General features: G+C 34.5%; 25 protein-coding genes. 13 read left to right on the plus strand and 12 right to left on the minus strand.

Annotated features, from left to right (window positions below):
• The first annotated feature begins 13 nt into the window (after window positions 1–13).
• The 9 genes from U5L76_05975 to U5L76_06015 are packed head-to-tail and all read left to right on the plus strand — an operon-like array spanning window position 14 to window position 8,678.
• Window positions 14–1,747: an ATPase, T2SS/T4P/T4SS family gene (locus U5L76_05975; protein ID MDZ7799115.1), complete on the plus strand. Its 1,734-nt coding sequence runs from the start codon at window positions 14–16 to the stop codon at window positions 1,745–1,747.
• 7 nt (window positions 1,748–1,754) lie between these two features.
• Window positions 1,755–2,969 (plus strand): type II secretion system F family protein, encoded by a 1,215-nt coding sequence (locus tag U5L76_05980; protein MDZ7799116.1) that lies wholly within the window; start codon window positions 1,755–1,757, stop codon window positions 2,967–2,969.
• Window positions 2,970–3,923 carry a type II secretion system protein gene (locus U5L76_05985; protein MDZ7799117.1) on the plus strand — a complete coding sequence of 318 codons (954 nt, stop codon included), beginning with the start codon at window positions 2,970–2,972 and terminating at the stop codon, window positions 3,921–3,923.
• Window positions 3,916–4,467 carry a prepilin-type N-terminal cleavage/methylation domain-containing protein gene (locus U5L76_05990; protein ID MDZ7799118.1) on the plus strand — a complete coding sequence of 184 codons (552 nt, stop codon included), beginning with the start codon at window positions 3,916–3,918 and terminating at the stop codon, window positions 4,465–4,467. The genes U5L76_05985 and U5L76_05990 overlap by 8 nt, the downstream gene beginning before the upstream one ends.
• A 3-nt stretch (window positions 4,468–4,470) precedes the next feature.
• On the plus strand, window positions 4,471–6,276 hold the full coding sequence (locus tag U5L76_05995; GenBank protein ID MDZ7799119.1) for a choice-of-anchor R domain-containing protein: 1,806 nt from the start codon (window positions 4,471–4,473) through the stop codon (window positions 6,274–6,276).
• A gap of 4 nt (window positions 6,277–6,280) precedes the next feature.
• The gene (gene pilM, locus U5L76_06000; GenBank protein MDZ7799120.1) at window positions 6,281–7,324 is read left to right on the plus strand and encodes a type IV pilus assembly protein PilM; all 1,044 of its coding nucleotides are present in this window, start codon (window positions 6,281–6,283) and stop codon (window positions 7,322–7,324) included.
• Between the two features lie 8 nt (window positions 7,325–7,332).
• Window positions 7,333–7,902 carry a hypothetical protein gene (locus U5L76_06005; GenBank protein ID MDZ7799121.1) on the plus strand — a complete coding sequence of 190 codons (570 nt, stop codon included), beginning with the start codon at window positions 7,333–7,335 and terminating at the stop codon, window positions 7,900–7,902.
• On the plus strand, window positions 7,892–8,422 hold the full coding sequence (gene pilO / locus U5L76_06010; GenBank protein MDZ7799122.1) for a type 4a pilus biogenesis protein PilO: 531 nt from the start codon (window positions 7,892–7,894) through the stop codon (window positions 8,420–8,422). The genes U5L76_06005 and pilO overlap by 11 nt, the downstream gene beginning before the upstream one ends.
• Window positions 8,412–8,678, plus strand: a complete 267-nt coding sequence (locus U5L76_06015; protein ID MDZ7799123.1) for a hypothetical protein — start codon at window positions 8,412–8,414, stop codon at window positions 8,676–8,678. The genes pilO and U5L76_06015 overlap by 11 nt, the downstream gene beginning before the upstream one ends.
• A 25-nt stretch (window positions 8,679–8,703) precedes the next feature.
• On the opposite strand, the gene U5L76_06020 is transcribed toward U5L76_06015, so the two are convergent.
• Window positions 8,704–9,879 carry a cysteine desulfurase family protein gene (locus tag U5L76_06020; GenBank protein ID MDZ7799124.1) on the minus strand — a complete coding sequence of 392 codons (1,176 nt, stop codon included), beginning with the start codon at window positions 9,877–9,879 and terminating at the stop codon, window positions 8,704–8,706.
• 211 nt (window positions 9,880–10,090) lie between these two features.
• Here U5L76_06020 and rpmA point away from each other — a divergent pair, with 211 nt between their 5' ends.
• Window positions 10,091–10,372: a 50S ribosomal protein L27 gene (gene rpmA / locus U5L76_06025; protein MDZ7799125.1), complete on the plus strand. Its 282-nt coding sequence runs from the start codon at window positions 10,091–10,093 to the stop codon at window positions 10,370–10,372.
• Between the two features lie 67 nt (window positions 10,373–10,439).
• Here the strand turns inward: rpmA and U5L76_06030 are convergent, their stop codons facing one another.
• Window positions 10,440–11,237, minus strand: a complete 798-nt coding sequence (locus tag U5L76_06030; protein MDZ7799126.1) for a helix-turn-helix domain-containing protein — start codon at window positions 11,235–11,237, stop codon at window positions 10,440–10,442.
• A gap of 165 nt (window positions 11,238–11,402) precedes the next feature.
• Between U5L76_06030 and U5L76_06035 the strand changes: the two genes are divergently transcribed.
• Entirely contained in the window at window positions 11,403–11,702 is a 300-nt protein-coding gene (locus U5L76_06035) for a hypothetical protein (GenBank protein ID MDZ7799127.1), read from the plus strand.
• Window positions 11,695–11,877, plus strand: coding sequence for a hypothetical protein (locus tag U5L76_06040; protein MDZ7799128.1), 183 nt, complete (start codon window positions 11,695–11,697; stop codon window positions 11,875–11,877). The genes U5L76_06035 and U5L76_06040 overlap by 8 nt, the downstream gene beginning before the upstream one ends.
• Window positions 11,878–13,612: 1,735 nt before the next feature.
• On the opposite strand, the gene U5L76_06045 is transcribed toward U5L76_06040, so the two are convergent.
• The 5 genes from U5L76_06045 to murA are packed head-to-tail and all read right to left on the minus strand — an operon-like array spanning window position 13,613 to window position 18,454.
• Window positions 13,613–15,244, minus strand: coding sequence for a CTP synthase (locus U5L76_06045; protein ID MDZ7799129.1), 1,632 nt, complete (start codon window positions 15,242–15,244; stop codon window positions 13,613–13,615).
• On the minus strand, window positions 15,244–15,681 hold the full coding sequence (gene rplI / locus U5L76_06050) for a 50S ribosomal protein L9 (protein ID MDZ7799130.1): 438 nt from the start codon (window positions 15,679–15,681) through the stop codon (window positions 15,244–15,246). The genes U5L76_06045 and rplI overlap by 1 nt, the downstream gene beginning before the upstream one ends.
• A gap of 3 nt (window positions 15,682–15,684) precedes the next feature.
• Complete coding sequence (locus tag U5L76_06055) at window positions 15,685–15,960, minus strand: acylphosphatase (protein MDZ7799131.1); 276 nt, start codon at window positions 15,958–15,960, stop codon at window positions 15,685–15,687.
• Window positions 15,961–15,963: 3 nt separating this feature from the next.
• A complete protein-coding gene (locus U5L76_06060) occupies window positions 15,964–17,202 on the minus strand; it encodes a S41 family peptidase (GenBank protein ID MDZ7799132.1) in 1,239 nt (412 codons plus the stop codon).
• Window positions 17,195–18,454: a UDP-N-acetylglucosamine 1-carboxyvinyltransferase gene (murA, locus tag U5L76_06065; GenBank protein MDZ7799133.1), complete on the minus strand. Its 1,260-nt coding sequence runs from the start codon at window positions 18,452–18,454 to the stop codon at window positions 17,195–17,197. Before murA ends, U5L76_06060 begins: the two co-directional genes overlap by 8 nt.
• Before the next feature lie 55 nt (window positions 18,455–18,509).
• Here murA and U5L76_06070 point away from each other — a divergent pair, with 55 nt between their 5' ends.
• Window positions 18,510–19,823, plus strand: coding sequence for a PEGA domain-containing protein (locus U5L76_06070; protein ID MDZ7799134.1), 1,314 nt, complete (start codon window positions 18,510–18,512; stop codon window positions 19,821–19,823).
• Window position 19,824: 1 nt separating this feature from the next.
• Here the strand turns inward: U5L76_06070 and U5L76_06075 are convergent, their stop codons facing one another.
• The 5 genes from U5L76_06075 to rfbB all read right to left on the minus strand — a co-directional run bounded on the left by U5L76_06075 (window position 19,825) and on the right by rfbB (window position 24,025).
• A complete protein-coding gene (locus U5L76_06075; protein MDZ7799135.1) occupies window positions 19,825–20,544 on the minus strand; it encodes a sugar phosphate nucleotidyltransferase in 720 nt (239 codons plus the stop codon).
• 18 nt (window positions 20,545–20,562) lie between these two features.
• On the minus strand, window positions 20,563–21,387 hold the full coding sequence (gene rfbD, locus U5L76_06080) for a dTDP-4-dehydrorhamnose reductase (GenBank protein ID MDZ7799136.1): 825 nt from the start codon (window positions 21,385–21,387) through the stop codon (window positions 20,563–20,565).
• A complete protein-coding gene (locus U5L76_06085; protein ID MDZ7799137.1) occupies window positions 21,384–22,016 on the minus strand; it encodes an HDIG domain-containing protein in 633 nt (210 codons plus the stop codon). Before U5L76_06085 ends, rfbD begins: the two co-directional genes overlap by 4 nt.
• Window positions 22,017–22,022: 6 nt before the next feature.
• Window positions 22,023–22,391, minus strand: coding sequence for a hypothetical protein (locus tag U5L76_06090; protein ID MDZ7799138.1), 369 nt, complete (start codon window positions 22,389–22,391; stop codon window positions 22,023–22,025).
• Window positions 22,392–23,005: 614 nt separating this feature from the next.
• Window positions 23,006–24,025 (minus strand): dTDP-glucose 4,6-dehydratase, encoded by a 1,020-nt coding sequence (gene rfbB, locus U5L76_06095; protein ID MDZ7799139.1) that lies wholly within the window; start codon window positions 24,023–24,025, stop codon window positions 23,006–23,008.
• Between the last annotated feature and the right edge of the window lie 304 nt (window positions 24,026–24,329).

Here is a 24,329-nt window from a genome sequence, read left to right on the forward strand (position 1 = left end):
TTATTTATATATAATGTTAAATAACAAAAAACTCAAAGAAATTTTACTGAAAAGAAAAGCAATCAACAAAGAAGATCTGGAAAAAGCCCTAAAAAAAGCCAAAAATAAAAACAAGCCCTTAGCCAATTATTTACTGGATAATAATTTAGTTTCTGAGGAAGTCATCTATGAATCAATGGCTAAGGAATTTAATATTCCTTTTGTTGATCTTAAAGATCGGGTTATTCGAAAAGATATTCTCAATCTAATACCAGAGCCGATCGTACAGGTTCATAAAATTGTCGCTTTTGAAAAAACAGATAAAGGCTTAAAAATTGCTTGTCTGGATCCGGAAGATATCCAGACTTTTGAATTTATCGAGAAAAAAACTGATCTTAAGCCGATTATCCATATTACCACCCCGGAAAGTATAAAGTCAGTTTTAAAACAATACCATAAGGGTTTAAAAGCTGAATTCAAAGATATTAAAGGAAAAAAAGACAAAGCAAGCGGCCCGGTTCAGGAAAAGGATTTAAAAAAATTAGCAGAAGACCTGCCAGTAGTTAGAATAATTGATACTATTTTAGAATATGCTATTTATGAAAATGCTTCTGATATACATATTGAACCAACTGAAAAAGAAACTATAATCCGCTATCGCATAGATGGAATATTGCGAGATGTTATGACTTTGCCCAAGAATGTTCAGTCAGGAGTAGTGGCCAGAATTAAAATATTATCAAATTTAAAAATAGACGAGCACCGCTTACCTCAAGACGGACGTTTTAAAATTAATACTGAAAATCAGAAAGTTTCTTTTCGAGTTTCCATTATTCCAGTTTTTGACGGAGAAAAAATTGTTTTAAGACTTTTGCGTGAATCTGCTCAAGTATTAACCTTGGAACAACTTGGCTTTTTAAAAAAACCGCTCGAAATTGTTAAAAATAATATCAAAAAGCCCCATGGTGTTATTCTAGTTACCGGACCTACTGGCAGCGGTAAAACCACTACTCTTTACTCTATTTTGAATATCTTAAATAAACCCAAGGTCAATATCTCAACCATCGAAGATCCGGTTGAGTACCGCATGCCCCGACTTAATCAGAGCCAGGTTAATCCAAAAATAGGATTTACTTTTGCTGCTGGTCTTCGTTCGCTCCTTCGCCAAGACCCTAATATTATAATGGTGGGTGAAATTCGGGATAAAGAAACCGCTGAAATCGCCGTCCACTCAGCTATGACCGGTCATCTGGTTCTCTCTACTCTTCACACCAATGACGCGGCCACTACTCTGCCCCGATTAACTAAGATGGGAGTGCCTTCTTTTTTAATTGCTTCAACTACTAATGTCATAATTGCCCAAAGATTAGTTAGAAAAATATGTCTGGGTTGTATTGAAAGTTATACTTTGACTAAAAAAAATATAAAAGAACTGGAAAAACAGGTTAACTTTAAAAAGGTTTTAGAGGCTCTGGAAAAAGAAGGAGCCATAGTCTCAGCTGATCAGGACTTAGATTCTTTACTTTTTTACAGAGGTAAAGGTTGTAAGAAATGCAATGGTGAGGGCTATAAAGGCCGTATTGGTATCTATGAGGTTTTGCCTAATACTGAAGCTATTCAAAAAATTATTTTAGAAGGCGGATCAGCCGAGGATATACATAGAAAAGCTGTGGAAGAAGGTATGATCACTGTTACTAATGACGGGTTTTATAAAGCCAAAACTGGTATTACCACCATTGAAGAGGTATTAAGAGTAACCCAGGAATAAAAATAATATGACACTTTTTAAATACTCTGCCAGTACCAAAACTGGTAAAAAAGTAAAAGGCCAAAAAAAGGTCGAAAATAAAACAGAACTAGTTGATTATCTTAAGTCCCAGAATTTAACTTTGACTTCTTCAGAAAAAAAAGAAAAAAAATCACAAGACTTGAATTCCTTTTTAAGTAAATTTGAACGAATTAAACTAACTGAAAAAATATTTTTTGTTAATAACCTGGAAGTCATGATGCGCTCAGGCTTTTCTATTGGTAAAGCTTTAGATGTTATTGCCGAGCAAACAAAATCAAAAAAATTAACTAATATTCTTCATCAATTAAAAGAAAACGTAGAAAGTGGTCAGTCTTTTGCTGAAGCTCTAAAAGAACATAAAAAAGTTTTTGGCGAATTATTTATCAATATGATCGCCGCTGGTGAGGCTTCCGGGCAATTAGATGAAGTTCTCAAAAAACTTAAAATACAGATGAAAAAAGACCATACTTTAGTTTCAAAGGTTAAGGGGGCCTTAACTTATCCGATTATTGTAGTCTTAGCTATGATTGGCGTCGGTATTGCTATGATGGTTTTTGTCATACCCCAACTAACTACCGTTTTTGAAGAATCAGGGGCTGAATTACCTTTAATCACCCGCCTGCTTATAGGTCTAAGTTATTTTATTGTTGCCAATGGTTTGTGGTTAGTCATTGGTTTAGTTCTAATTGTAATCTTGCTTTTTCGTTTTAAAAAAACAAAAAAAGGCCAAAAAATATTTCATAAAATAAATTTGAAAATACCCATATTTTCCCCGATTGTAAAAAAAGTTAACTTAGCCCGTTTTTCCCGGTCACTGCATTCTCTTTTAAAAACCGACATTCCGATTGTTAAATCATTTGAAATTATAGCCAGAGTTTTAGGAAATATATATTATCGAAATGCTGTTAATGAAGCGGCTGAAAAATTAAAAAAGGGTGTCTCCGTAAAAAAATCTCTGGAAAAATATCCGGACCTTTTCACGCCAGTGATTCTACAAATGATATCGGTCGGTGAAGAAAGCGGTAATTTAGACACTATCACTGAGGAAATTTCTAATTTTTATGAAGAAGAAATAGACCAAACTATGGATAATTTATCTACTATTATAGAACCGGTTCTAATGCTGCTTTTAGGCGCCGGCGTAGCCGGCATGGCCGCGGCCATAATTTTACCAATTTATTCACTCTCGGAAGCTATTTAAATGAAAGATCAAAGTAAAAAAAAGGGTTTTACCCTGATAGAATCCTTAGTGGCTATTTTTGTTATGTCTTTACTTATTTTTATCTATGCTAATACAACCTATTATATCCGCCTGGCCACTGAACTTAAACAAACTATCCAAGCTTATAACATTGCTCAGGAAGAAATCGAAGCCTTAAGATTTTTACCTTTCTCTTCTCTGACCAATCAAACAGAAGGAAATTTTTTAAATGTGCTCTATAATCAAGGTCAATGGCAAGTCAATCAAAATGGTTCTAACAATTATTATGAAACCTTTTCACAGGATATTTCTGATCTAACCAGCCAAGCATTATTACCTCTTTCAGGCTTAAGTGATTTTGATCTGGAAACCGATATATACATAGATTCTGATTCACCAGCCAATTGGTCGACTGGTTTTTTCATTCGAGCCCAGGACAAAAATAACAATTATAAAATTATTTTTAACTCTGATAATTTTTATTTTTATAAAACCGTATCCGGAGTAGAAACAGAAATTTTTTCTACTTCTCTGCCTACCACCACTGACAGCTGGAATACTTATAAAATCTCAGCTAACAGTAATAACTTTGAATTTTTCCGCAACTCAACTTCTATCGGTACAGCCAATGACCCGGATACTATTTTTGATAGTGGTAAAATTTCTTTAATTGGCATAAATGGTATAAAAGCCCGATTTGATAATGTTAAAATAAATTCAAGCCTTGTTGATAACGGAGATTTTTCTTCCGGTCCTCTTGGCGAGGTAGCACAAAATTGGCAATGGTTAAGTCTTTATTCTTTACCCCAGGCCAAAGCTCAGTTAACAATTTCTGATTACTCTTCAAATCCTAATATCAAACAAGTTATTGCTGAAATTGAATGGCAGTCCCCACAGAAAACAAAAAATATAAGCCTAGAAACATTAATAAGTAAATATGGTATACATGAATAAAAAAAAGGGCATGACTCTTGCTGAAATGCTAATTTCTATTTCTATTATCTCAATTGTAGCCCTTGTTTTATCATTATTAATAATTTCTTCTTATTCAATTGTTCGCATCCAGCGCTCTTACCTTAATTTACAACAGGAGAGCACTAGTGCTTTAAAAAATATTTCAAATTCTTTAAATCTTTCCAGTGAAATAGTTAATTATCCTCAATCAACTCCTACCTATTATTCTAATAAAAATACTCTGGCCTTAAAAATAAATGCCATAGACGAGGCCAATACTCCCCTAGAAAGCACTTATGATTATTTTATATATTATCTGGAAGATAACCAGTTAAAATTAAAAATTGACGCTGATCCTCTTAGTACTGGACGAGAAGATAAGGTAAAAGTTATCAGTACTTTTGTCGATAATGTAATTTTTCGATATAATGAAGTTGATCCGGTTAACGCCAATTATGTTTCAATTACCTTAATAGCCTCTGACACGATTGGTAATCAGAAAAAAGAAACCATTTTTCAAACAAGTTCTTATTTAAGAAATTAAGCTATGAATAATAAAGGACAAATTTTAGCCATAGTCGTTACTTTTTTAGGAGTTTCTGTTTTATTAACAGCCGTCCTAATAAGTTTTATTATTGGTAACAACTATATTGTCCAGAAAAGATACCAGCAAAAAATAGCCTTTAATTTAGCTGAGGCCGGTATTGACAAAGCTATTGAAGAAATCAATCAAGATAGCAGTTTCAGCGGTGAAAATGTTGATCTTGACTTGGGTTCTTTTTCCAACAATGTTACCAGCTTATCCGGTAATACTATGCAAATTGAATCCACTGGTTATTATCCTTCGGCGGCCCAGGCAAAGACTTCTAAAACCGTGCGAGCACAAATAGAATTAAACACTGATGACGTGGCCTTTCACTATGGCGTTCAGGTTGGTGCCGGCGGAATTGCCATGGCTAATAATTCTGAAATTTTCGGTAATGTTTATTCCAATGGAAACATCACTGGTTCAGGGATAATAAACGGTACTGCTCAAGTGGCCACTGGCTCTCAGTTCAGCTATTCGCATGAAGTCCAAAGCTTAGGTGTTGATGGCCAGCAGGTTTTTGGCCAGGCCTCGCCGGTCCTTGATTTAGCCCAAAGTTTTAAGGTGGATCAGGAAGCGCCGATCGCCCAGGTGGCCCTAAAATTAAAAAAAAGATGTAATAATCCAGCCCAGTGTCCGCCAAATTTAACCTTAAGAATTTTAGGCGATGACAACGGCTCGCCAGATAAAAACAATGTTCTTGCTTCAGGAATTTTATATGCCAGCCAAGTTTCAAGAAACGATTTCGGCTGGATTAATATTACCTTAACCTCTAACCCAATTTTGAGTGCTGACACTACTTACTGGCTGATGCTGGATACTTCGGCTAATGCCAATCGTTACTGGTGGTGGGCTAAAGACAAAAATCAGGGCTATGGCAATGGCCTGGCTAAGTATTCACCAAACTGGGATGACACCAATCCTTTATGGACGGAAATAATCGGAGATTTAAATTTTCAAATTTATTTGGGCACTAACTCTACTTATCTGGACGGTCCGGCCGTAAATGATGATGTTTTTGCCTACGAAATAAAAAATTCAAATATAAGCGGCGAGGCTTATTATACTTTCATTGATTCAGCCAGTCGAGTGCAGGGTTCTCCCTGTCCGAATGAATACTGCCATCCGGACACACCGGCCCCACCTTTGTCTAATCTCCCTATTTCCGAGGTCAATATTCTTGATTGGAAAAAAGAGGCCGAAGCCGGTGAAACTATTGAAGGTGATTATAGTCTTTCCGGCACCACCGCTCTGGGACCAGCCGTTATAAATGGAAATCTAACCATTGAAATAAACGCTGTATTAGAGCTGACCGGCACGGTTTATGTCAAGGGCGATATCAGCATTATCAATAACGCGCAAATATACCTAGCCTCTGAATATGGCTCTTTAAGCGGCTTAATTATCGCTGATGGCAAAATTGATGTCCAAAACAATGTCTTTTTCTGCGGTTCTGGCTATTCGACCGGTCCAACTTGCGACACCAGCAACAATAGTTTTATTATGCTTCTCTCCACCAGTGATAAGGCTACTGACAGCGATCCAGCTATTGATGTCATGAACAACGCCAAAGCGGTAATTTTTTACGCCGGTCAAGGCGCTATCAAAATGCATAATAACGCCGGTGTTTATGAAGCAACGGCTTATAAACTGATACTTGAGCAAAACGCCACGGTTGAATACGATCACGGCTTGGCCAATGCCAGCTTCTCTTCCGGGCCCGGTGCTAGCTGGGCTTTGAAAAAAGGCACCTGGCAGGTATACTAATAATATGTTTAAATTAAATCCATTTAAAAACTCGTTTGGCCTTGATTTATCGGAAGATGCTATCCGGTTGGTTAAAATTGATAAAAAGAAAAAAAAATTAATTAGTCTTAATGAAGAAAATATAGAGCCTGGAATTATTGAAGATGGTGAAATTAAAGAAGAAAAAAAATTAAAAAAATATATAAGTAAATTAATAGAAAAACCACATGGTCATAAATTAAGAACCAAATTTGTTCACTGCGGTATACCGGAAAGAAAAACTTTTATCAAATTAATAGAAGTAAATAATCGCCACAAGTCTAGTCTTTCCGAAGCTATTAAATGGGAAGCTTCACAACATATTCCTTTTAGTCCGGATAAAATTTATCTTGATTGGAATATTATTAAAACAAAAAATGCTAACAATAACGCCAGCGTACTTGTCGGAGCCGCTCCCAAAATAATTATTGATTCATATTCTAAAATCATAAATTCAGTAAATTTAACCCCATTATCTTTTGAAATGGAATCCGTAGCCACTATCCGTGCGATAATTGCTCAAAATAATAAAATTTCCCAAACAACTTTAGTTATAGATTTAGGCGGTAATCACACAAACTTAATAATTTTTGACAGAAATTCAATCCAATTTTCATCCTCACTTACATTTTCCGGTGAAAAAATAACAAAAAAAATTATGGAGAAGCTTAAAATAAACAGAGAAGATGCTGAAAAACTTAAAATACTTTACGGGCTTGAGAAAAAAAAGGGCAAGGGTAAAATAAGAAAGGTCATAGAACCTGAATTTAATAAATTAACAGATAAAATAAACGAAATTGAAAGCTTCTATATAAATCATTTTCCTCATAGTAATAAAATTAAAGATATTATTCTTTGCGGCGGTGGCTCTCAGCTAAAATATCTTCCTCAACTTATCAGTCATAAAACTAAAAAATCCACCATCCTAGCTAATCCACTAAACTATCTCAATTCTGATAAAAAAATTAAAAATATTATTAAGAAAAACTCACCTTCATTTACCACCGCTATTGGTCTGGCTCTAAAATAAATATATTTATGATTAAATTAAATCTACTTTCAAATCAAAAGAAGAAAGAACTTAAAGAGTACAAAATTCTTAACACCTTTAGAATAGCTTCTTATTTGGTTATAGTTTTTTTAGTTTTGATCATTATGTCTTTGTATGGCGTTAGTTATTATCTTAGTAACCAGGTAAAAGAAATTAGTGATAAAAATGAAGCTAGTCAAAATAGACAGTCACAAGAAGGTAATATTAGTTATTCAAAAACAATATCTGAAATAAATAGTGATATTCAAGATATAAAAAAAATACAATCTGATTATATAATTTTTTCCGATTATCTTAAAGATTATACCAAGATAATCCCCTCTGATCTGAAGCTTACAAATCTGAGTGTAAATAACGAAACTAATCTTATACAAATAAAAGGTCTGGCTCCTACCCGCGAGGTTTTTTTGCAATTTAAAACAAATTTGGAAAACTCTAATCTCATTAAAGAAATAGATTCTCCCATTTCAAATTTAATAAAAAAAGTTAATGTGGATTTTACTATTAGTGGAAAAATGATATTAGACAGTTATAATATCAACAATTATGAAATTTAAAGAAATAAAATTAATTTATACGGCTGTTTTATTAGGAGCTATTATAGCTGTCTATATTTTTTTAGTAATGCCTTTAAGATCATCAATAAGTCAAACCAGACAAAATCTGCAAAATCAAAAAATAACCCAAGAAATACTTAAAAACCGTTCAGAGAATATTAGCACTTATAAAAAAGATATTGAGGAAATTAAGACTAAAAAAAACCGTTTAGAAGATATGTTTATAAGCTCCGAAAAACAAATTGATTTTTTCCGGCAATTAGAGAATGTTGCCAAAGATTTAAACTTAAACTTAAATTATACCCTTGAGCAAACTTCTAATAATAAAGATAATATAAAAACCGTTAATCTAAAGATTAAACTTGACGGAGCCTATACTGATAATCTTAAATACCTAGCTTCATTAGAGGCTTTACCTTATTATATTAAAACTAGTAATATTAGCTTTACCAATAGTAATAATTCTAATATCACCGTCAATATTCAAGCAATAACTTATTGGCAAAACAATGAAAATTAATTTTGATAAAGAAAAAATTTATAAATTATTCAAGAAAAATATAGTAATTTTAATAATAATTATATTTTCTATAGTTTTTTTAGAAAACCTCTATTTCATTTATAAAAATATAAGAGAACCAAGCATTAATGAAGCTCAGCTTTCAAGTCAAGAAGAAAAAATTAATAATAAATTATATAATCAAATAATTGAAAAAGATAATAAAAAAACCAATCCAAGAATTGATCGGATGGATAATTTGAATAACCCTTTTTAATAAGTTTTAATTAAAAAAGTGTTTATTACTTTTGGGGTGAACGCGCCCTGATTTTTTTTATCAAGTTAGGCAAAACCCTTAAAAACTTTTCCACTTCTTCTTTGGTATTATGACGGCCTAAACTAATCCTAATAGCCCCATGACATCTACTTTCTGACAAACCCATGGCTTTCAAAACATGAGAGGATTTTAAAGAAGCTGAGGCACAAGCCGAGCCAGTGGAAACAGCCAATCCCTCTTTATCCAGCATTAAAAGTAAAGACTCCCCTTCAATATTATCAAAAGTAAAATTAATATGTCCGGGAGATCTTTTTAATAAGTCTCCGTTAAATATAGCCCCTTTAATATTTATCTTAACTTCTTTTATTATTTTCTGAGAAAAATTAAATAACTTTTTATAATCCTTTTTCCTTTTTTTCCTCACCATTTCCAAGGCCTCCCCCAGACCAACAATTAAAGGCGTGTTAAGAGTACCGGGTCGAACACCATTTTCATGATGGCCACCGAAAATTATTGGCTTTAGATTAAGATTTTTTTTAAGATATAAAAGCCCCACGCCTTTTGGTCCATAAATTTTATGAGCCGATAAAGAGAGCGTGTCCACCCCTAATTTATCTACTGCCAAAGGAAAAAGAGCGGCCGCTTGAACAGCGTCAGTGTGAAATATAATTTTATTTTTTCTGGATTTATTATTAGACTTAATTATAGCTCCGATTTTTTCAATTGGCTGTCTGGCTCCGGTTTCATTATTAATATACATTAAAGAGACTAAAAAAGTTTCTTTTCTAATAGCTTTTTTAAAGACCTTTTCATTAATTAAGCCCTTATTATTGACTGGCAAATAAGTAACTTTAAAGCCTTTTGATTCCAGGGCTTTGACTGTTTCTAATACCGCCGGATGTTCAATAGCCGTAGTAATTATATGTCCAAAATTATTCTTCCTTTTTAAAGCCACTCCTTGCAAAGCTAAATTTATGCTTTCAGTGGCTCCGGAAGTAAAATATATTTCTGCTTCCGAGCAATTTAAAAAATTAGCGGCTTGTCTTCTGGCCTTTTCAAGGCCTTGATTGGCTTTTTGTCCCGGTGAATGTAAAGAGTTAGGATTAGCAAAAATAGTCTTAAAATAAGGTCGCATAGCTTTAAAAACCAAGGGTTCTAAAGGCGTGGTAGCCGCGTGATCAAAGTATATATATTTATTCATAAAAAAATATATTAATTAATAAGTATTTCAATTATAACTAATAAAAGCCGGGTTGACAAATAAGAAGATCTATTATAGAATATTAATAATTAAAACCTAACTAATCAACTCAACCAATTAACTAAATTAACTAATCAACTAAACAACTAATTAACCATTCAACTAAACAACTAATTAACTAAATTAACTAATCAACTAATTAACTATTTCTATGGCCCATAAAAAAGCCGGCGGTTCCACTTCATTAGGCCGCGATTCAACCAGTAAAAGATTGGGGGTTAAGATCCATCATGGCGCCTTGGCCCAGGCGGGCTCTATTATTATCCGTCAGAGAGGAACTAAATTCAGACCTGGTAAAAATGTCAAAAAAGGAGCTGATGACACCCTTTATACCACCACCACTGGTTATGTTGAATTTATTAAACGCAAACTAAAAAGATTTGACGGTAAAATAAAACCGGCCCGTATAGTTAACATCATCCCCAAAAAATAAAAATCACCTGCCAATTTATTTTATATTAACAGGTGGTTTTTTAATTAATAAATATTATCACAAAAATTTACTCTTTGGTTATTTTAAAAACTTGATCCTTAACTTTAGATGGATAATTTTTTGCCTGCTGCCAAACTATATCAAACTGTCCTTTCATCATTTTAGATAGTTCCTCGCTTTCTATCAAAAAACCGTAATTTTCTTTACTTGAAGAGAGAAAGCGCACTGTACTTCCGTAAATCACATACCCGAGGGAAAAATTTACACTTTTGGGAGCAATTTTTACTTTTCTTTTGTTCTCCTTGTCTATTCCTAAAAAAGGATATTTTTTAATAGAAGGAATTTGCGAAGCTGGCCAAATAGTTTTAAGGCTGATATTTCTGGCTATCCTTTCCTGATGAAATTTAATTAAAAAGCTCTTTCCCAATATTTTTATCATTTTCATAATGGGCCAGTAAGCTCTGACTTTAATATCACGGTATAAAAGCATATCTTTCATCATTTGCTGCAAAGCCGATTGTCCATGATAAATTTGCAAACTCGGTTCTTTAATCGAATCATTTTTATATAACTTTTCCAAAGACTTAAAGGATTTTCTGGCTTTTTCAAATTCTTTTTCCTTTTCTGATAAAAGTATATTTAACTTTTCAGGATTCTTAACCGCATATTGGTTAACTCCAGCCTTGGGAGACTCGAAAATTAAACCTTTATCTATCATTTTTTCTAAAAGATCATAAACAGAAGTCCGGCTGATATTAACTTTCTTGGCTAAAGTGGAAGCGGTCATTTCTCCTTCGAAGAAAAGCTTTTCAAAAAGTTCTATTTCTATTCTTCTTAAATTAAATTGTCTTAAAAATTCTTTCATATTGTTTACTGTTGTGGATATGTCACGACACTGTTTACACTACTCCCCTATTACTGTAATGTCAAGGCAAAGTCTGTTATGTTCTTTAAAAATGAAAGGAAAGAGATGGAAAGTAGGCCAAAGACACGCTCTTGGGGAAAACATAATTTTTCACGCTTTCAACATATGTGTGAATTATTCAGATGTCCGAGTTGCGATTATAATTTCGGACATCAACTCACTAACTGTTTTCCTTATACAGTTGGTTATAGTAATAAACCAGACTACAAAAAAAACCATCGTGAACAAGGTATACTACTTTTAGAGTGCCCTCAATGTTTTGAGATTATCTGGTTTCATTATCCAGGAGATATCTTTATCAGCTCTGTAATAAGAGAATTAAAGAAAAATCCAAAATACTTTAAAGTCGCTGGTACTAAAGAGGCTTTTCTAGTCAGTATAAAAAGGAGGAAGAAAGATGTCTGAACATAAAAAAATAGCCAAGAGATGTGAGTTTTTGGCTAAGACTAATCTAGATTTGCAACAGCAAATTATTGCACTCAATGACCGTTTCATAGAGGTCTGTAAAGATAAAATTGAACTCATTGACGAAAAAAAAGAACTGGAAGATTTGCTTAGAGAAAAAAGAGGAGGAAATTAAAAAAGAGCTCGGTTTTTAAGCTCAAACTAATTTTACCAGGCTGCGCTTTTTAAGCGCAGCTTTTTTTTTATTTAATGAATCCTGAATAGAAATCTGATGCTTAGACAGGTATTGAGTCTCCCGGATAATATCTGCTAAACACGCCATTTTTTGCGTAAGCGGAGATTTATTCCCGCTATTTTTAATAAGAAATGAGTGTTTGGTAAATTGAAAAATAAAATTTATATACAAAGAATAATTTATGCCAAATTATTATTAATACCCTAAATTATACCAAAAAGAAGTTTAATTATCTTCTTAATGCTTATGTAATTATGATAAAACAGGCTCATTTAATTTTGACATCTGGAGATAAATCTCCAGCTACGCGGTTGGAGAGGTGGAGATGGGGATCTGAACCAGAGTCGCGCTAAGCGCGACTTACTAAATAAGATATATCTGGAGATAAATCTCCAGCTACGCGATTGGAGAGGTTTGTTTACGAGTAGGTAAAAGATTTATCTCCGCTAATTTACCAAGAAGTCTGAACTTAGTAAATATATTGCCAGAACCGGTCTGGGGACCAGTTCTTCTCGCGAAAAAATCTTTTTTAAAATATCGCCATATGAATGTTGCGCCAAATTATATTTTATATTATTTAATAGCCTGGCGCCGGATTTATCCGGCGATTTATGTTTTGCTAATTGGTTATGGTTATAGCAGCTAGTAAGGTTTTGGTTGTGGGTTTGGAATAAAAAACCATTGACTCAGCCTAATAACCAAACTAGCGGCTCGGCCCAAAACCCTCTTTTTTGCTAATTGGTTATGGTTATAGCAGCTAGTAAGGTTTTGGTGGTGGGTTTGGAATAAAAAAACCATTGACTCAGCCTAATAACCAAACTAGCGGCTCGGCCCAAAGCACTTTGTTTTAAGGCTAATTGGTTTATACTTGTGGAGTAATCTTTTTAAAATGTCGCCATATAAATGTTGCGCCAGGAAATAATATTATTCTAATCTCTCTGGCGCCGGCTTCTAAGCCAGTGCTATAAGTTTGTATATTAAAAAATAGAATCTAATTACTTTCTATCGCCTAGGCAAAAGATTTATCTCCGCGTTTAAATAAAATCGCCTAGGCAGAAATCTCTATTCCCGCTATATATTAAATATTCAAATAGTATGCTTTTGTTTAAATTTATTTTAATATCGATAAATCAGGCGTAGAGGCGGGTCATGGCCCGCACCGCCTTATAAAACAAACTGCCAAGGAAACCCTTAAAATTACCCGAGAAGCGCGGATCTCCTGATCCGCGTCACCTTATTCGGTTGGATCAGGAGATCCAACCTTCTCGAGCAAAAATAGATTATTAAATCTCTAATTCACCGAGAAGCTCTGGCCCCCAGGCCTTGAGCTTAGTAAATATATTGCCAGAACCGGTCTGGGGACCAGTTCTTTTCGCGAAAAAACCTTTTTTAAAATATCGCCATATGAATGTTGCGCCGGGTTGTATTTTAAATTATTAAACCTTCTGTGAACGAATTTATTCGGCGCTATGTTCTTAAAAAAAATGATACATTCTCACGCTTTCGCGTGGACACCACTTACTATTGTTAAAGTGGAGATGGGGATCTGAACCACAGTCGCGCTAAGCGCGACTTACTAAATAAGATATAGAAAAGATCAGGGAGGAAATTAAAAAAGAGCTTGGTTTTTAAGCTCAAATTTTTTTCCCAAGGCTGTGGTAAACACAGCCTTTTTTTATTTCTTACAAACTTGTAAAAACTCGACAAACAAAGGATGGGGATTTAAAAATTGGGATTTATACTCCGGATGAAACTGCACGCCAATAAAAAACGGATGGTCTGAAATTTCCACGGCTTCCACTAATTTACCATCCGGCGAAGTACCGGCTATGGTCAAACCTTTTTTTTCCATTTTAGCCCGGTAAGCCGTATTAAACTCATAACGGTGGCGATGACGCTCCTGAATTTTTCTTTTATTTTTATAAGCTTTAGCTAACCGAGTACCTTTGATTATTTTACAGGGCCAGTTGCCGAGACGAATGGTACCACCGTATTGCTTTTTGGCTAGATATTTTTCTTGATCAGGCATAACATGAATAATTGGATGAGGGGTTTTGGGGTCAATTTCACTGGAATTGGCCTTTTTTAGCTTTAATACATTTCTAGCAAATTCAATAACCGCCATTTGCATACCATAACAAAGACCTAAATATGGGATAAAATTCTCGCGCACATACTTGATAGTTTTAATTTTGCCCTCTGAACCCCTTGAACCCCAGCCCTGCGGCACCACTATGCCGTCATAATTTTTTAATTTTTTCACGTTTTGCGGTTTTCTTTCAAATTCTTCGGCGTTTATCCATGTCAGTTCTAATTTAGCTGTATTAGCCCAAGCCGCGTGCTTTAAAGACTCAATTACAGAAATATAAGAATCCGCTAAAATAAAATCTCCTACGCCAAAATATTTACCAACAATACCGATTTTTACCTTTTTTCTGGCTCGTTTTGATTTATTTATTATTTTTTGCCATTCTTTTAAATCTCCTTTTCTTGGCCTTAGACCAAAATTTTTCAGTATTTTACGGGCTACTTTTTGCTTGGAGAAATTTAAAGGAATTTCATAAATATTATCTACGTCAACCGCTGAAATAATATTTTCCGGATCAACATTACAATTAGTGGATAATTTCTCCCGGCGAGGTTTATCAAGCGGTTTTTCGGCCCGACAAAAGAGAAAGTCTGGCTGAATACCGGCTGAATTCAAAGTGCGTACAGCGTATTGAGTCGGTTTGGTTTTCATTTCACCAATTTTACTGGGAATAGGCAGATAACTGACTAAAATATATTGGACTTGTCCCGGGTTTTTTAAATTCATCATTCTGGCTGCTTCTAAAAATAATAGATTTTGATATTCGCCAACTGTACCACCGATTTCAATAATAATAAAATCAGCTTTTGATTTACGGGCTAGTTTTTTAATGCGTCTTATTACTTCGTTGGGAATATGAGGCACTACTTCGACACATTTGCCGTTAAATTCCAGGTTTCTTTCTTTTTGGATAACCGACCTATAAACAGACCCGGTGGTCATGTAATTGTCTTTGTTTAATTCCTGGCTTAAAAATCTCTCATAATTACCGATATCCTGATCAGTTTCCAAACCATCCTGAGTAACAAAAACTTCTCCGTGCTCGGTCGGGTTCATGGTACCGGCGTCAACATTTACATAAGGATCAATTTTCATAGCTGAGACCCGATAACTTTTGCTTTTTAAGAGACGAGACAAAGAAGAAACCGCAATGCCTTTACCTAAACCGGACAAAACCCCGCCCATGACAAATATAAATTTTGTTTTAGTTTTTTTCATTATTTTATAGTCAGTTTTAACTTAGCTTCTTGATCAGCTAATTTAATTTTGATATTAGACTGACCGGTTTGTTTAATCGGTTTATCTAAAATAATATTTTTTTCTTTTAAATCAAGATTGAAATTTTTCTTAATTTTTTTTAATATATCACTTTTATGTACCGCTGCAAAAAGATGACCTTCCTCATTAGACTTCATTTTTAAAGTTATTTCTTTGCTTTTGAAAGTTTCTAATATTTTTTCATTCTCTTTTTCTTGTCTTAATTTTCTTTTTTCTCTTTTTTTTGCTTTTTTCTTAGCCGTTTTAATTTTATTAGGAGTGGCTTTTTCGGCTAAATTTTTGGCGATTAAAAAATTTCGGGCGTAACCTGGAGAGACTGCCTTAACTTCACCTTTTTGGCCCAGTTTTTTTATGTCTTCTTTTAAAATAATTTTCATAAATTAATATTTTATTTTGAAATTTTGGTAATTTTTTTTATTTTCTAGATATTTTTTATCAATATTTTGTATTTGTCCTGGTGTCCGGCCACTTTTTAGCCAAGAAAAAAAATCTTCTAGTTTATTTTCAGAGCCAACCACTATTATTTCCACCCGGCCGTCATTAGTATTTCTGACATAGCCTTTTAAATCTAAATCTCTGGCTACTTGTTTTATATTATAACGCATATTCACCCCTTGAACAAGGCCTTCAAGCATAATTTTAACTCTTTTAATCATTTATTACCTCTGGTTTATTTCTTCTTTTATCAATTCTAAAGCTTTATCAAACTGGGGGTCTTTGTCATTATCAAAATCTTCCTGGGTTAGCTCTACTTCAACATCCGGAGTAATCCCTTTTTCATTAATATTATGTCCTTTAGGGGTAAGCCATTTAGCGGTGGTTAATTTAAGAGAAGAGCCGTCAGAAAATTGTTCATACTCCTGGACTGAACCCTTACCAAAAGAGGTTTCACCGACAAGGGTGGCCTGATTATAATCTTTTAAAGCACCGGCTACAATTTCAGAGGCAGAAGCACTTCCTTCATTAATAATTACCGTCATCGGATAGCCTTGTAATTTAGCTTCCCCCTTAGCTTGGTACTCGGTAATATTCTCCTCAGAAAATTTTTCTTTAACAATAACTCCCTCTTCTATAAAAAGCGAAGCTACTTTTATAGAGGTTTCTAAATAGCCTCCTGAATTGTTCCGCAAATCTAAAATGATACCTTGAACATCTTTAAGTAAAAAATCATTAGTGGCTTGGTCAAGTAAATTCATAGTGTCATCAGTAAAACTTGATATTTCTAAATAACCAATTTTTTTATCTTGGCTGGTAATAATACTCCAATCAACACTTTTTATGTTAATTTTATCTCTGGTTATTTTTATATCTTTAAGCTCTTCCAATCCCTCCCTGGCCACAGTCAAAGTAACGGCCGTATCCTTTTCCCCTCTGATTAAAGAAACCGCGTAATCCAAACTCATATTAGTCGTTTCTTGCCCGTCTATTTTAATAATTTTATCTTTGGCCTGTAAACCAGCTTTCTTAGCCGGTGAACCCTCTAGAGGAGCGATAACCTGCAGCTGATTATTTTTGATACCAATTTCAGCGCCAATACCCTCAAAACTGCCCTCAATTTCATTCAAAAAGACTTTTGATAGCTCAGGATTAAGAAAAGTGGAATAAGGGTCTTCCAGGCTGTTTACTAGGCCAGAAATAGCCCCATAAAGCATTTTTTGTTTATCAAGAGAACCATTAACATAATTTTCTTCAATGGCATGCCAAACCTTATTAAAAAGTATATAATTAACTGAGGAATTATTATCTGACAACAGACTTAAAGCCTCTTTTAAGGAAACATTTTTTTGCCAGGAAGAATTAGAGGAAAAACCCAATAAAAAACCGCCAATAAAAGCAGCCAGGATAAAAAAAACAACTAGAGTAATTAAATATTTTCTTTTACCAGTTTTATTATTCATTGTTTATTCTCTTTATATCCGCCCCTAAATCTTTTAATCGCCGGTCAATATCTTCATAGCCTCGGTCAATTATTTCGGCTTGGTCAATTTCAGTGGTGCCTTCGGCAATGAGCCCGGCAATAATAAGAGTAGCGCCGGCTCTAAGGTCAGGGCTTTTGATAAATTGGCCAAAAAGCGGTGTCGGACCGGTAATTAAAACGCGGTGCGGATCGCAAATAGTAGCGTTAGCCCCCATTTTCATTAATTCTTTAATATGGCTCATACGGTTTTCAAAAAGAGGGTCATGAATTAAGCTGGTGCCCGGGCATTGGGTGGCCAAAACGGAAAAAGGAGCCTGTAAATCTGTGGGAAACCCCGGATAGGGCATGGTTTGCACTTTAAAAGATTTCAAGCTTCTGGATTTTTTTATTTTAATATAATTTTTTTTCTCTTCTAATTTTACACCGGCCGCTTTTAATTTTAATACTACGCTTTCCAGATGTTCCGACACCACTTGTTTGATAGTTAATTTCGAACGGGTAGCCGCAGCCATAACTGCAAAAGTGCCGGCTTCTATCTGATCCGGTATAATTTTATAAGAACCGCCTTTTAATCTTTCAACTCCTCTTATTTTCAGAGTATGAGTGCCAATGCCTTTTATTCTAGCTCCGAATTTATTAAGAAAATTACACAAATCCTGCACATGTGGCTCAGCGGCCGCCATTTTAATAGTGGTCAGGCCTTGAGCTAAAACAGCAGCCATAATCGCGTTTTCTGTTGCAGTAACTGAAAATTCTGGTAAAATAATAGTAGAACCTTTGAGATTCTTAGCTTTTAAAATATACTCTTCGTTTTTTTGCTCTATTTTAGCCCCTAGTTTTTTAAAAACATACAAGTGAGTATCAATCGGTCGGCTACCAATAATACAGCCGCCGGGTTGGGGAATTCTTACCTCTTTGAAACGAGTCAAAAGAGGAGCTAATAAAAGTATGGAAGAGCGCATGGCTTCAACTTTTTCTTTGTTCAACTGGTTAAAACTAATATCCCCGGCCGAAACTTTTACTACATTATTTTTAAAATTGACCGCCACTCCTAAACTCAACATAATTTCTATTAAAGTTCTGACATCGGCAATATTAGGCACATTTTTTATAACAAAATTTTTATCAGATAAAAGAGTAGCCGCTAGAATCGGAGTCGCCGCGTTTTTCATACCGGATATATTTATTTCTCCTTTAAGGGATTTACCACCCTCAATAACAAATTTAGACATATTTTATACAAATCAATTGTTTATATTTTAACTTTAATATTAAAATTAGTCAAAGATGACGATTAAAAAAAGAAGAATATTTTACCTGGCGCTTTTTTTGGTATTTATTATTTTGGCCCCGATAATAGTTTTATACGCTACCGGCTATAATTTTAATATTGGGCAGAAAAAATTCACTAAAACCGGTTTTCTGGCGCTTGATTCCTACCCTCAAAACGCTGATATCTATATTGATAACACAATCACTAAAGAAAAAACCCCGGAAAAATTCCGCTACCTCAGCCCCAGGCTTTATAATATTAAGATTAAAAAAAGCGGCTATACTGACTGGTCAAAAAATTTAAAGATACTGCCAAACCTATCTACTTTTGCCGAAAAGATAGTTTTATTTTTAAAAAAGCCCTTAGCTGAAAATTTATTAGAAGAAAATATTACTCAATATAAAGTTTCCCCAAATGGTGAAAAAATAGCTCTTGTTATAAAAAAAAATGATTATCAAGTTTTAGTTATTGACTTAAAAAATAAAAATAAAAAAGTGATTAAAAAGTCTATTAAGTCACCGATTACCCAAATCGAATGGATTGATAATTTTTTGTTTTTAGCCGGGAAAAATGAGGAAAAAAACGAGTACCAGATTATCAGTACCATTTATTCAGAAGAAATAAATCTTTCCGAAATTTCTGATAAAGAGTTTACAAAAATAGAGCCTTATAAAGATAACTTTTATACTTTATCGGAAAATATTCTTTACAAAATTGATTTATCAAATAAAAAATTAACTAGAGTTTCTGAAAAACAAGTAAGTGATTTTACAGTCAAAAATAATATTTATTATATTGGAAAAAATAATCAAGAAAAGAATCTTTATCGTCTTGAAAACGATGAAGATAAAATAATAGACAATTTAAACTATAAACTTAATTATCGTTTTATTAGTTTAAAAAATAATAATTTCATACTGGCTTCAGAAAATAATTTTTTTCTTTATAAAGATGAAAATATAAGAATAAATTTTAATCAAAAAATTACAAAGGCTGAGATTTCTCCAGACAGTAAAAAATTAATGTATTATAATTCTCATGAAATTTGGCTTTATGACTGGGAAAAAGAAGAAAATCATTTAATTACTCGCATCAGTGAAGAAATAAAAAATTCTTTTTGGTATCCGCGCCACCATTACATAGTTTATGAAGCAGCTAATACTATTAAAGCCACCGAGGTAGATTTAAGAGATAAACGCAATCAAATCACTCTGTATGCGGCTTCTGAAAATATTGATTTTATTTCTTTGGTTTCAGAAAAATATTTATCTTTGATAACCAAAAAAGAACCATTGTCGGTTCTTAAATTGCTAAAAATACAAAAATAATTTAGCTTTCGTTTTTTTCAGCCATAATTTTATTAGCCCGAAAGAGTGATTTAAAAGTGCCGGCATCAGTCCAGTTATTCTTAACCATAGCAAATTTCATCTTCTTATCTTTGATGTAATGATTATTAACGTCAGTAATTTCTAGCTCTCCCCGATCAGAAGGTTTGAGGGTTTTGATAATTTCAAAAACATGATTATCATAGAGATAAAGCCCGGTCACGGCCAGGTTAGTGGCCGGATTTTTCGGTTTTTCTTCAATCTTGGTAATTTTATCTCCCTCAACACTGGCTACGCCAAATCTTTCCGGATCGGCAACTTCTTTAATAAAAATCATTGATCCGTCTTGGTGTCGGGCAAAATCCTGCATTGGCGCGGCAAAATTATCAACAAAAATATTATCTCCCAAGATCACGGCTATTTTCTCTTCATCAGCAAAGTCACGAGCCAAACCCAAGGCCTGGGCAATACCGCCGGCTTCTTCCTGGATTTCATAGGTTAGATTAACCCCAAATTCGCGGCCTGAACCGAGTAAATTAAGAAAATGACCGGCGTGTCCTGGTCCGGAAATAATTAGAATATCTTTAATACCGGCTCTAATCAGAGTTTCCAAAGGATAATAAATCATCGGCTTGTCATAAACCGGTAATAAGTGTTTATTGGTTACTTTAGTGAGCGGCTCCAGGCGTGAACCGGTACCGCCAGCTAAGACTATTCCTTTCATAGTTTATATTCTATTATTTTATAAAATTTTTGTCAAAAACTCCCTTAAAGCCTCGGGCCACTTTCTCATCGGCTTTAGCTTATTATTATTTAAAATGGAATATTGGGGCCGCAAAGCTGGCCGGGGGAATTGATCAGAGGTAACCGGCAATAATTTTATTTCTTTTTGAGCTATTTTAAAAATGGCCCGGGCTAATTCATACCAGGTACATGAGCCAGCATTGGTGGTGTGATAAATGCCAAAATCCTGATTTTTTTCTATTATTTCTTTGGTTTTTTGAGCTAAATCTAAGGCGTGAGTCGGTGAGCCGTGCTGATCATTAACTACTTTTATTTCCTTTTTTTTATCGGCCAAATCCAGCATAGTTTTAACAAAGTTAGGACCGTTTGGCCCGTAAAGCCAGGCCGTTCTTAAAATATAAAAATTATCGGTTTGTTCCTGAATTAATTTTTCTCCTAATAATTTTGATTTACCATAAACACTAACCGGATCAGGAGTGTCGTTCTCATCATAGCCGGCTTTTTTTTGGCCGTTAAAGACATAATCGGTGCTGTAGTGAATTAGCTTAGAGCCGAACTGGCGGCAGTATTTAGCTAAAAAGCCGACTCCCCGTCCATTAACTTCATAAGCTAGCTCTTGATTATCTTGACAGGCATCAACATCAGTATAAGCAGCCGCGTTAATCACTAATTCCGGCGCTTCTTTTCTAAAAAAAGCTTCAATCATTTTTGGCTTAGTAATATCTAATTCATCTTTATCCAAGCCCAAAGGATAATAACCAGAAAACTCTGACATTAATTCAGAACCGAGCATACCTTGCGAGCCAATAATTAAAGTTTTCATGTGATCTGGTGATTAGTTATTTTTTTTATAAATTGATGATTCTTATTTATTTTCGGACCCAGACGCGGATATTTTTTAAATCTCTGATAAGCTTTTTTAAAGCTGGAAATGACCGGTTTTTTCTTTTTTTGATCAAAGGAGGTGCGCATATCAGCGTAGGCAATAATTTTTTCTTCAATAGTCTCGGCTAAAGTATTTCTATTTTTAAATATACCATATTTTTGGTTTGTTTTCTTATCTAGTCCAGCCCCACCCAGGTGAACCAGGCAAATTCGGGCCAAACTTTCCGGGTAGCCCTCTTTTTTTAAAATATTATAACCCCTCAGCCCGTGGTAAATAGCCGGCTCTATCTCTTTAGAGCCAGGGCTGCCGGTTTTCATCCGGCCGATATCATGGACAAAAGAGGCCGGTTTTAAATAATCTAAATTGACTAGAAATCCATTTTCAATAGCTAGGTGCGCGATTTTTTTGGCAAAATTATAAACCACCTGGCTGTGTTTCCAGGTATTATTAACTTCTTGGGGAATGGCATTCTGAGCGGCAATTTTCTGCATCAAAGACTTAATCACCGGTAGTGAATACTTTTTGGCTTGGTAATTAATTTTCTTATTTAGCTTTTTAGCCACCATTTAAATTTATTCAATCTTTAAAATACTCTCATCCTCCATATAATAATTCCGAAAACTTGAATATTTATAATCGGCTGCGTTTTTAACCAATTTGGCCCGGACAGGGTTAAAGTGGATGTAATCTAATTTTTGTTTTAAAAATTTCATAGAAAAAATATTTTCTATCCAGTTGCGGCTTTGCCAGAGTTTGTAATTTTGATTATTAATATTTTGAGCGCCTTTTTTAAAACACTTTATTATTTTACTAGGAGAAGAACCGGTCCCCAGACCGGTTCTGGCTATATATTTACTAAGCTCAGGCCTGGGGGCCAGAGCTTCTCGGTGATTTAGAGATTTAATAATCTGTTTAGCGGTAAATTCTTTAAAATCGCGCATAATGTCCGATATAGAATTTTTACCCTGTGGCCAAATAATTGTGTGTAAATGATTAGCAGAGATAAATCTTTTGTCTACGCGGTTTTATTTAAGAGCGGAGATAAATCTCCGCCTACGCGTGAGAAAAAATTTTTATTTTTCGATATCCGTGAAACCGGTAATCTTTTGCTTACGCGTAAACAAACATCCCTATCCGTATAGGTGGAGATCTCTATCTCTAACTCTTCAAACGCGTAGCTGGAGATTTATCTCCAGATTTATATCCAGATTTCAATTCATCCTCATTACGCGTAGCTGGAGATTTATCTTCAAAGTTTAGAATAATTAATTTTCAAATATCTTATTAGCTGAACAAGTTCAGCACACCGCCGGCCTTTTTATCAAATTTCAGCTGGATAAGTTCAGCACACCGCCGGCTGTTTAATTAAATAACTCCTTAAGGTTAGCGGCTTCACAAAACTTGTTTTGGGCAAAAGGTAACTTGATAATTTTCAAACATCTTATTAGCTGAACAAGTTCAGCACACCGCCGGCCTTTTTATTAAATAGTTTGCTTTATACTAGGTAGATGCGGGTCATGGCCCTCATCTACGCCTGGTTTATTGTTTAATAATTTTATTTTTTATAGTGCTTTTCTTCCCATTGCTTAAAATGTTCACCGGATAATATTTTCTGCCACCAGTCCTGATTATTTTGATACCAGTTTATGGTTTTTTCTAAATTTTCTTTCAAAGAATATTTAGGTTCATAACCCAGTTGGTTTTTAGCTTTAGACCAGTCCACCGCGTAACGCCGGTCATGACCAGGCCGATCTTTAATATATTCTAAAGAATCTTTTTCTTTTTTATTCATAACTTTTAAAATCTGCCTGATTAAATCTAAGTTAGAAATATCTTCGGTCATGCCACCAATGCAGTAAGTCTCCCCGATCTTGCCTTTTGCTAAAACTAAATCAATAGCCCGGCAATGATCAATGACATAAAGCCAGTCGCGAACATACAATCCATCACCATAGATGGGCACTTTTTTGCCTTTTAATAGATTAGTAATAGCTACCGGTAATAATTTTTCCGGATATTGATAAGGACCATAATTATTAGAAGTATTGGTAATAGTCACTGGTAAATTAAAAGACTTCCAGTAAGCTCTGACAAGGTGGTCAGAAGCGGCCTTGGAAGCTGAGTAGGGGCTGTTTGGTTTGAATTGGGTTTGTTCGTTAAATTTTTCTTGAGTATCTAAAGGCAAAGCGCCGTAAACCTCATCCGTAGAAATATGATGAAATCTCTGGCCGCCGTGTTTGACCGCCGCTTCTAGCAATACTTGGGTGCCAATAATATTAGTCTGGGTAAATTCGTGAGCGTAGCCCTGGATTGACCGGTCAACATGCGACTCAGCGGCAAAATGAATAATAGTATCAATATCTTTGACTAATTCATCGACTAACTTTTTATCACAGATATCCCCTTTGACAAATTTATAATTTTTATTTTTTTCAATATCTTTGAGATTAGCCAAATTACCGCAATAAGTTAACTTATCCAGATTAATTATTTCGTCATCTGGATATTTTTTTAGCCAATAGTGGATAAAGTTAGAGCCGATGAATCCGGCTCCGCCGGTGATTAGTATTTTCATGTTGTATTAATAAATTAATTTTTATTATATCTCAATCTCTTACACCATCTCAAGCGTAGTCGCGTTGGCATAACCTTATTTTCTATTTCATGATTACGCCACTCCCGCCTGCCTTCGCCTAACGGCGAAGCCGTTGTCGGGCAGGAAAGTGGCTAGGAAAAAAGAAAATATTATTTTCATACGGACTTTAGTCCGGTCTATTTTCTTTACGCCACTATTATAGAGGAAAGATCCATGTGAATGTTTTAAAGGGATTTCTCTATGTTGTCGACCACCCGTAGATGTCAGTCGCGACTGACATCTA

The organism is Patescibacteria group bacterium, from assembly GCA_034520665.1.
Taxonomy (GTDB): domain Bacteria; phylum Patescibacteriota; class Patescibacteriia; order JAXHNJ01; family JAXHNJ01; genus JAXHNJ01.

What these genes read in the sequence shown, in the direction of transcription:
- U5L76_05975 (MDZ7799115.1), top strand. Translation starts at nt 14, where the DNA reads ATGTTAAATAACAAAAAACTCAAAGAAATTTTACTGAAAAGAAAAGCA.
- U5L76_05980 (MDZ7799116.1), top strand. Translation starts at nt 1,755, where the DNA reads ATGACACTTTTTAAATACTCTGCCAGTACCAAAACTGGTAAAAAAGTA.
- U5L76_05985 (MDZ7799117.1), top strand. Translation starts at nt 2,970, where the DNA reads ATGAAAGATCAAAGTAAAAAAAAGGGTTTTACCCTGATAGAATCCTTA.
- U5L76_05990 (MDZ7799118.1), top strand. Translation starts at nt 3,916, where the DNA reads ATGAATAAAAAAAAGGGCATGACTCTTGCTGAAATGCTAATTTCTATT.
- U5L76_05995 (MDZ7799119.1), top strand. Translation starts at nt 4,471, where the DNA reads ATGAATAATAAAGGACAAATTTTAGCCATAGTCGTTACTTTTTTAGGA.
- pilM (MDZ7799120.1), top strand. Translation starts at nt 6,281, where the DNA reads ATGTTTAAATTAAATCCATTTAAAAACTCGTTTGGCCTTGATTTATCG.
- U5L76_06005 (MDZ7799121.1), top strand. Translation starts at nt 7,333, where the DNA reads ATGATTAAATTAAATCTACTTTCAAATCAAAAGAAGAAAGAACTTAAA.
- pilO (MDZ7799122.1), top strand. Translation starts at nt 7,892, where the DNA reads ATGAAATTTAAAGAAATAAAATTAATTTATACGGCTGTTTTATTAGGA.
- U5L76_06015 (MDZ7799123.1), top strand. Translation starts at nt 8,412, where the DNA reads ATGAAAATTAATTTTGATAAAGAAAAAATTTATAAATTATTCAAGAAA.
- U5L76_06020 (MDZ7799124.1), bottom strand. Translation starts at nt 9,879, where the DNA reads ATGAATAAATATATATACTTTGATCACGCGGCTACCACGCCTTTAGAA.
- rpmA (MDZ7799125.1), top strand. Translation starts at nt 10,091, where the DNA reads ATGGCCCATAAAAAAGCCGGCGGTTCCACTTCATTAGGCCGCGATTCA.
- U5L76_06030 (MDZ7799126.1), bottom strand. Translation starts at nt 11,237, where the DNA reads ATGAAAGAATTTTTAAGACAATTTAATTTAAGAAGAATAGAAATAGAA.
- U5L76_06035 (MDZ7799127.1), top strand. Translation starts at nt 11,403, where the DNA reads ATGTGTGAATTATTCAGATGTCCGAGTTGCGATTATAATTTCGGACAT.
- U5L76_06040 (MDZ7799128.1), top strand. Translation starts at nt 11,695, where the DNA reads ATGTCTGAACATAAAAAAATAGCCAAGAGATGTGAGTTTTTGGCTAAG.
- U5L76_06045 (MDZ7799129.1), bottom strand. Translation starts at nt 15,244, where the DNA reads ATGAAAAAAACTAAAACAAAATTTATATTTGTCATGGGCGGGGTTTTG.
- rplI (MDZ7799130.1), bottom strand. Translation starts at nt 15,681, where the DNA reads ATGAAAATTATTTTAAAAGAAGACATAAAAAAACTGGGCCAAAAAGGT.
- U5L76_06055 (MDZ7799131.1), bottom strand. Translation starts at nt 15,960, where the DNA reads ATGATTAAAAGAGTTAAAATTATGCTTGAAGGCCTTGTTCAAGGGGTG.
- U5L76_06060 (MDZ7799132.1), bottom strand. Translation starts at nt 17,202, where the DNA reads ATGAATAATAAAACTGGTAAAAGAAAATATTTAATTACTCTAGTTGTT.
- murA (MDZ7799133.1), bottom strand. Translation starts at nt 18,454, where the DNA reads ATGTCTAAATTTGTTATTGAGGGTGGTAAATCCCTTAAAGGAGAAATA.
- U5L76_06070 (MDZ7799134.1), top strand. Translation starts at nt 18,510, where the DNA reads ATGACGATTAAAAAAAGAAGAATATTTTACCTGGCGCTTTTTTTGGTA.
- U5L76_06075 (MDZ7799135.1), bottom strand. Translation starts at nt 20,544, where the DNA reads ATGAAAGGAATAGTCTTAGCTGGCGGTACCGGTTCACGCCTGGAGCCG.
- rfbD (MDZ7799136.1), bottom strand. Translation starts at nt 21,387, where the DNA reads ATGAAAACTTTAATTATTGGCTCGCAAGGTATGCTCGGTTCTGAATTA.
- U5L76_06085 (MDZ7799137.1), bottom strand. Translation starts at nt 22,016, where the DNA reads ATGGTGGCTAAAAAGCTAAATAAGAAAATTAATTACCAAGCCAAAAAG.
- U5L76_06090 (MDZ7799138.1), bottom strand. Translation starts at nt 22,391, where the DNA reads ATGCGCGATTTTAAAGAATTTACCGCTAAACAGATTATTAAATCTCTA.
- rfbB (MDZ7799139.1), bottom strand. Translation starts at nt 24,025, where the DNA reads ATGAAAATACTAATCACCGGCGGAGCCGGATTCATCGGCTCTAACTTT.